The 709-nt window shown below is 46.1% G+C and carries 1 protein-coding gene; it reads left to right on the forward strand.

The annotated features are described in order from the left end of the window. The coding region (locus tag A3738_RS08570) for an RnfABCDGE type electron transport complex subunit D (protein WP_197473718.1) at window positions 1–709 on the forward strand (709 nt) is incomplete at both ends.

Genomic DNA, 709 nt, shown 5'->3' on the forward strand with positions numbered 1-709 from the left:
GCTGCGACATCTCATGTTCGCGATGGCGTAGATTTGAAGCGTATTATGATCACAGTTTGGATGTGTACATTCCCAGCTATGTTTTTTGGTATGTGGAATATCGGTTTCCAAGCAAACGATGCAATTGCAGCAGGTCTAGCGACTGCTCCAACGGACTGGCATAGCTTGTTCTTTATTGGTCATGACCCAAGTAATATTTGGCATAATATGGCTTATGGTGCAGCTTACTTCCTGCCTATTTACGCGGTTACCTTCGTAGTTGGTGGTTTTTGGGAAGTGTTGTTCGCAGCTGTTCGTGGTCACGAAGTTAACGAAGGTTTCTTCGTAACATCGATTCTATTTGCTTTGATCTGCCCACCTGATTTACCACTATGGCAAGTTGCTTTAGGTATTTCATTTGGTGTTGTGATTGGTAAAGAAATCTTTGGTGGTACCGGTAAGAACTTCTTAAACCCTGCTTTGACTGGTCGTGCATTCTTGTACTTCGCATACCCAGCTGAAATTTCAGGTGACGTCGTGTGGACTGCAGTTGATGGCTTCTCTGGTGCTACTTCACTTAGCCTCGCGGCAAGTGGTGGTGTCGAAGCGATCATGGCGAACAACATAACTTGGTTGGATGCATTCTTCGGTACCGTTCAAGGGTCGATGGGTGAAACATCAACGCTAGCGATTTTGATCGGCGGTGCGGTTCTTCTCGCAACGCGCATTG

This window comes from Oleiphilus sp. HI0066 (genome assembly GCF_001635725.1).